The 6030-nt window shown below is 57.3% G+C and carries 6 protein-coding genes; 4 read left to right on the forward strand and 2 right to left on the reverse strand.

Going from position 1 to position 6030, the window contains the following annotated elements; genetic code table 11:
- The 4 genes from nfi to EKL29_RS21510 all read left to right on the forward strand — a co-directional run bounded on the left by nfi (position 1) and on the right by EKL29_RS21510 (position 2516).
- Positions 1 to 669: a deoxyribonuclease V gene (nfi, locus tag EKL29_RS21495; protein WP_120458443.1), complete on the forward strand. Its 669-nt coding sequence runs from the start codon at positions 1 to 3 to the stop codon at positions 667 to 669.
- Positions 670 to 731: 62 nt separating this feature from the next.
- Positions 732 to 1322: a YjaG family protein gene (locus EKL29_RS21500; RefSeq protein ID WP_120458444.1), complete on the forward strand. Its 591-nt coding sequence runs from the start codon at positions 732 to 734 to the stop codon at positions 1320 to 1322.
- 188 nt (positions 1323 to 1510) lie between these two features.
- Positions 1511 to 1783 carry a nucleoid-associated protein HU-alpha gene (hupA, locus tag EKL29_RS21505; protein ID WP_033755847.1) on the forward strand — a complete coding sequence of 91 codons (273 nt, stop codon included), beginning with the start codon at positions 1511 to 1513 and terminating at the stop codon, positions 1781 to 1783.
- A 67-nt stretch (positions 1784 to 1850) separates the two neighbouring features.
- Positions 1851 to 2516 carry a DUF1481 domain-containing protein gene (locus tag EKL29_RS21510; RefSeq protein ID WP_126690679.1) on the forward strand — a complete coding sequence of 222 codons (666 nt, stop codon included), beginning with the start codon at positions 1851 to 1853 and terminating at the stop codon, positions 2514 to 2516.
- Positions 2517 to 2551: 35 nt separating this feature from the next.
- Here EKL29_RS21510 and purD read toward each other — a convergent pair whose 3' ends face one another.
- A complete protein-coding gene (gene purD, locus EKL29_RS21515; RefSeq protein WP_126690681.1) occupies positions 2552 to 3832 on the reverse strand; it encodes a phosphoribosylamine--glycine ligase in 1281 nt (426 codons plus the stop codon).
- Positions 3833 to 3848: 16 nt separating this feature from the next.
- Positions 3849 to 5438 (reverse strand): bifunctional phosphoribosylaminoimidazolecarboxamide formyltransferase/IMP cyclohydrolase, encoded by a 1590-nt coding sequence (gene purH / locus EKL29_RS21520; protein ID WP_126690683.1) that lies wholly within the window; start codon positions 5436 to 5438, stop codon positions 3849 to 3851.
- Positions 5439 to 6030: the final 592 nt, after the last annotated feature.

Genomic DNA, 6030 nt, shown 5'->3' on the forward strand with positions numbered 1-6030 from the left:
ATGGACATTGCTGCACTGCGCGCGGAGCAGCTTCAGCGCGCTGCAGAGGTGGTGCGGCAGGATGATTTCGACGTCCTGCCTCCGCGTTTTATCGGCGGCGCCGATGTCGGATTCGAACAGGAAGGGGCGGTAACCCGCGCCGCCCTGGTTATCCTCGAATATCCCTCTCTGAAGCTGGTGGAGCATCGCGTGGCGCGCATCGCCACTACCATGCCCTATATTCCCGGCTTTCTCTCCTTTCGCGAATATCCTGCGCTGCTGGCGGCGTGGAATACCCTTGAGCGCAAACCGGATCTGCTGTTCGTCGACGGACACGGCATCTCGCACCCGCGTCGTCTCGGCGTCGCCTCGCATTTTGGCTTAATGGTGGACGTGCCGACCATTGGCGTGGCGAAAAAGCGCCTGTGTGGCCGTTTTGCCGAGCTGGGGGCCGAGCCGGGATCGCGTCAGCCGCTGATAGACAAGGGCGAACAGATCGGCTGGGTATGGCGCAGCAAAGCGCGCTGTAATCCGCTTTTCGTGGCGACCGGACATCGCGTCAGCCTGGACAGCGCGCTGCAGTGGGTACAAAACTGCATGGGCGGCTATCGCCTGCCGGAACCGACGCGCTGGGCCGATGCTGTCGCGTCTAACCGCACCGCCTTTCAGCGCTGGCAAAACGCGCTTTAACGCTGTGCGCGCGGCACTTTTGCGGTACACTGCCGCCAGCTAAACGATGAAGAGCCCTGTTCATGTTACAAAACCCCGTTCACCTGCGTCTGGCGAAGCTGGAAAGCTGGCAGCATCTGACGTTTATGGCTTGCCTGTGCGAGCGTATGTTCCCCAATTACTGGGCGTTCTGCCAGCAGACGGAATTTGCCGATCCAGCGCTTTATCGCCGACTTCTCGATCTCATCTGGGAAAGCCTGACGGTCAAAGACGCCAAAATTAATTTCGACAGCCAACTGGAAAAGCTTGAAGCCGCTATTCCCGATGGCGATGCGTTTGAAGTGTACGGGGTTTATCCGGCCATCGACGCCTGCGTGGCATTAAGCGAAGCGCTGCACGCTATGCTGAGCGGCGAAACCCTCGAGCATGCGATTGAAGTCAGCAAAACGTCAATCACCACCGTTGCGATGCTGGAAATGACCCAGGCCGGACGCGAAATGAGCGATGAAGAGCTGCGCGAAAACCCTGCCGTCATCGATGAATGGGACCTGCAATGGGAGATTTTCCGCCTGCTTGCCGACTGCGAAGAGCGAGACCTTGAATTGATCAAAGGATTGCGTTCGGACCTGCGGGAGGCGGGAATCAGCAACATCGGTATAAATTTTCAGCAGTAAGGCGGGAAAACGTGACTTCAGGCCTGAATTAGCGAGCCTGGAGGCTTCACATCGGCCCCCTCTCTGGTCTACATTTGGGGGGCTGAAAATTGTGGCTATCGGTGCGTGCAGGCTGAAGAGTGCCAGAATATGGCTTTTCCCTCGCACTCGTTGCTTAGCAAGCGATAAATACACTTTAAGGATAACTTATGAACAAGACTCAACTGATTGATGTGATCGCGGAAAAAGCGGACCTGTCAAAAACCCAGGCTAAAGCGGCTCTGGAATCTACTCTGGCTGCGATCACTGAGTCTCTGAAAGAAGGCGATGCTGTACAACTGGTTGGTTTTGGTACTTTTAAAGTGAACCACCGCGCTGAGCGTACCGGTCGTAACCCGCAAACTGGCAAAGAGATTAAAATCGCTGCGGCAAACGTACCGGCATTCGTGTCTGGTAAAGCGCTGAAAGACTCTGTTAAATAAGACGTCGCACTGCGGTCAGAATTTTAAAGAAGGGGCGAATTCGCCCCTTTTGTATTAGGGGCCAGTTATGCCGAACCTGCGTTCGTCCTCCTGTTTCGCCCTGCTTTCTCTTCTTTTGCTTTCCGGGTGCGCTTCTACGCCCGACACGCCTCCCTTTACCGCCAGCGGCTATCTTGCCGATCGCGGCGCGGTGCGCATCTGGCGCAAAAACAGCGGCCATCTTGCAATTCATCTGCGCACCCTCTATACGCCTTTTAACGGCGATGCGACGGAAACCACCGACTATCTGTGGCAAGAGCAGAAGCTGGTCAGCGTGACGCGGCACGTCAGCGGCAAGCAACCGAATGATGTCACGCTGCGTTTCGATCAGGACGGCAGCCTGAGCTTTATGCAACGGCAGCTGGCCGATCGGCGCGAAGCGGTCGATACCGATACGGTAGAGCTCTATAAGTTTGATGCGCAGCGTATGCTGGCGCAGAGCAATGCGCTGCTCAACGGCCATATCATCCTGAAACAGGGGCAGTGGCTGGGCGCGAAGCAGATTGTTACCTGCGACGGCGAGCGCGTGTCGCCATCCTTTGACGATTATGCGCTGCAGATGCTGGTTCGACAGCAGCAGCGCAGCAGCGCGCCGTTGCTGGTCTCCTGGCTCGAAGCGCCGGAAGGGACGCAGCTGCTGCGCGCGGCGCCGGGAGAAAGCTGCGATTCGCAGCCGAAAGAAGAGGACTTTTAGGTTAAAGAAAAGGGCACGTAACGTGCCCTTTTTGCTTACTTGCGGTTAATGGCGCGATAGCCGATATCGCGGCGGCAGAAGCTGCCGTTCCAGGAGATGGGCTGAGCCAGCTCATAGGCGCGCTTTTGCGCCGCCGCCACGTCATCGCCCAGCGCGGTGACGCAGAGCACGCGGCCGCCGTTAGTCAGCACCAGATCGTTATCCAGACGCGTACCGGCATGGAAGACTTTGCCGTCTGCGACCTCTTCCAGCGGCAGGCCGTGGATCTGCTCACCGTTAACGTAGTCGCCCGGGTAGCCGCCTGCGGCCAGCACCACGCCAAGCGCCGGACGCGGATCCCACGCTGAATGCTTCTGATCCAGCGCGCCGTCGCAGGCTGCCAGACAAAGCTCAACCAGATCTGACTGCAGGCGCAGCATGATTGGCTGCGTTTCCGGATCGCCGAAGCGGCAGTTAAATTCAATTACCTTCGGCTGACCTGACTGGTCGATCATCAGACCGGCATACAGGAAACCGGTATAGACATTGCCTTCCGCCGCCATGCCGCGTACCGTCGGCCAAATCACCTGATCCATTACGCGCTGGTGGATCTCGTCGGTTACCACCGGCGCGGGAGAGTAGGCGCCCATGCCACCGGTGTTCGGACCTGTGTCGCCGTCGCCGACGCGTTTGTGATCCTGGCTGGTGGCCATTGGCAGGACGTTTTCGCCATCGACCATGACGATAAAGCTGGCCTCTTCGCCGTCCAGAAACTCTTCAATCACAATGCGATGACCTGCATCGCCGAAGGCGTTGCCAGCCAGCATATCTTTGACGGCGGCTTCCGCCTCTTCCAGCGTCATGGCGACGATTACGCCTTTACCGGCAGCCAGACCGTCAGCCTTGATAACGATAGGCGCGCCTTTCTCACGCAGATACGCCAGCGCTACTTCGACATCGGTAAAGTTGCGATACTCCGCCGTTGGAATATGGTGGCGGGCCAGAAAGTCTTTGGTAAAGGCTTTAGAACCTTCCAGCTGCGCGGCATTTTTAGTCGGCCCGAAAATTTTCAGGCCCGCCGCGCGGAACGCGTCAACCACGCCGATAACCAGCGGCGCTTCCGGCCCCACGATGGTCAAGTCGATCGCCTCGCGCTGAGCGAACGCCAACAGGGCAGGGATATCGGTGGGGCTGATATCGACATTCTGCAGCGTAGGCTCCAGCGCAGTACCGGCGTTGCCGGGCGCGACGAAGACCGTTTCCGCCAGCGGTGACTGCGCCGCTTTCCAGGCCAGCGCGTGCTCACGGCCGCCGTTGCCAATCACTAAAATTTTCATATTGCTCTCCGAAGAATTAATGGCGGAAGTGGCGCATGTCCGTGAAGATCATGGCGATGCCATGCTCGTCTGCCGCAGCGATAACTTCATCGTCACGAATAGAGCCGCCCGGCTGGATAACGCAGGTGACGCCGACGGCAGCGGCCGCATCGATACCGTCGCGGAACGGGAAGAACGCATCAGAGGCCATCGCCGAGCCTTTCACATCCAGGCCTTCGTCAGCGGCCTTGATGCCAGCGATTTTAGCGGAGTAAACGCGGCTCATCTGGCCAGCGCCGATGCCGATAGTCATATTGTCACGCGCATAAACGATAGCGTTGGATTTTACAAACTTCGCAACCTTCCAGCAGAAGAGGGCGTCGCGCAGCTCTTGCTCGCTCGGCTGACGTTTGCTCACGACGCGCAGCTGGCTCGCTTCCACCATGCCGAGATCGCGGTCCTGCACCAGCAGGCCGCCGGTTACGCGTTTAAAATCGAGACCGGCGACGCGTTCCTGCCACTGGCCGCAGACCAGCACGCGAACGTTCTGCTTCGCCGCCGTGACTTTCAGCGCCGCTTCGCTGGCGGAAGGCGCGATAATGACTTCGACAAACTGACGGCTGATGATCGCCTGGGCGGTAGCTTCGTCCAGCTCGCGGTTAAAGGCGATAATGCCGCCGAAGGCAGAGGTCGGATCGGTTTTATAGGCGCGCTCGTAAGCGTCGAGGATCGATGCGCCAGCGGCGACCCCGCAGGGATTGGCATGCTTGACGATGACGCAGGCCGCTTCGCTGAACGCCTTTACGCACTCCAGCGCCGCGTCGGTATCGGCAATGTTATTGTAAGAGAGCGCTTTGCCCTGAACCTGCTGCGCGGTCGCCACTGAGGCTTCCTGCACGTTCTCTTCTATATAGAAGGCAGCGTCCTGATGGCTGTTCTCCCCGTAGCGCATATCCTGCTTCTTAATGAAGTTCAGGTTCAGCGTGCGCGGGAAGCGCCCGGCAGGCCGATCGCGTTCGCCATGATAGGCGGGAACCCGCGAACCGAAGTAGTTGGCGATCATGCTGTCGTAGGCGGCCGTATGCTCAAACGCTTTGATAGCCAGGTCGAAACGCGTTTCCAGCGTCAGAGAGTTTTCGTTGGCGCCCAGCTCGGCGACAATGGCGTCGTAGTCGCTGCTCTTGACCACAATGGCGACGTCTTTATGGTTCTTCGCTGCCGAGCGCACCATGGTTGGGCCGCCGATGTCGATATTCTCGACCGCATCTTCCAGCGTACAGCCTTCACGAGCAACGGTTTGAGCGAAGGGATAAAGATTAACGACCACCATATCGATAGGCTCAATGGCGTGCTGCGCCATAATCGCATCATCCTGGCCGCGGCGTCCCAGAATGCCGCCATGCACTTTCGGGTGCAGCGTTTTAACGCGTCCATCCATCATTTCCGGGAAACCGGTGTAGTCAGACACTTCAGTGACCGCAAGACCCGCATCGGCCAGCAGGCGAGCGGTTCCGCCTGTAGAGAGCAGTTCGACGCCGCGGCTGGAGAGCGCCTGAGCAAATTCAAGGATACCCGCTTTGTCTGAGACACTCAGCAGAGCGCGGCGTACAGGACGACGTTGTTGCATGGTGGTTTTATCCCTTGGCTTTGTTTCGCGTAAATAAGAGCGTTACATCAAGCTTAGCGATCTTCTTATTAATAAAAAGAGGCGAAACTTCAGGTAACGCCCCGAAAAGGGGCATCCGTGACGTCGCCGGGCATTGTAGCGAAAACGTTTGCGTGCTGCTCGCAAAAATTCGTCTGGCGATGCATTGTGGATAACTTTGTGGGTAATCGCGTATAAAGCGGCCTTTTGCTGTGGAATGCAGCGAACAGTCATTTTTGTGCAATTTAGCTGTTGCGCTCTCTGAACGACTCCCTATAATGCGCCTCCATCGACACGGCACAACGGCTTACGGAATGCGGTGTTGAGGTGATGAAAATCACCGTCGGTTAAAGCGAAAATAAACGCTTGACTGACACGGAGGAAAGCGTAACATACGCCACCTCGCAGCAGCAGGCTCGGCCGCTGACTGCACCGCTCTTTAACAATTTATCAGACAATCTGTGTGGGCACTCGCAGGACAGATATCAAAAAGTCTACGGACTTTAAAAATATCAAGTCTCAAGAGTGAACACGTAATTCATTACGAAGTTTAATTCTTTGAGCATCAAACTTA

Origin of the sequence: Pantoea sp. YU22, from assembly GCF_003970755.1 — a bacterium.
Classification (GTDB): Bacteria; Pseudomonadota; Gammaproteobacteria; order Enterobacterales; family Enterobacteriaceae; genus Pantoea; species Pantoea piersonii.

Excerpts from the sequence above, each read along its gene's own strand:
- hupA (WP_033755847.1), top strand. The coding sequence starts at position 1,511 with ATGAACAAGACTCAACTGATTGATGTGATCGCGGAAAAAGCGGACCTG.
- nfi (WP_120458443.1), top strand. The coding sequence starts at position 1 with ATGGACATTGCTGCACTGCGCGCGGAGCAGCTTCAGCGCGCTGCAGAG.
- EKL29_RS21510 (WP_126690679.1), top strand. The coding sequence starts at position 1,851 with ATGCCGAACCTGCGTTCGTCCTCCTGTTTCGCCCTGCTTTCTCTTCTT.
- purD (WP_126690681.1), bottom strand. The coding sequence starts at position 3,832 with ATGAAAATTTTAGTGATTGGCAACGGCGGCCGTGAGCACGCGCTGGCC.
- purH (WP_126690683.1), bottom strand. The coding sequence starts at position 5,438 with ATGCAACAACGTCGTCCTGTACGCCGCGCTCTGCTGAGTGTCTCAGAC.
- EKL29_RS21500 (WP_120458444.1), top strand. The coding sequence starts at position 732 with ATGTTACAAAACCCCGTTCACCTGCGTCTGGCGAAGCTGGAAAGCTGG.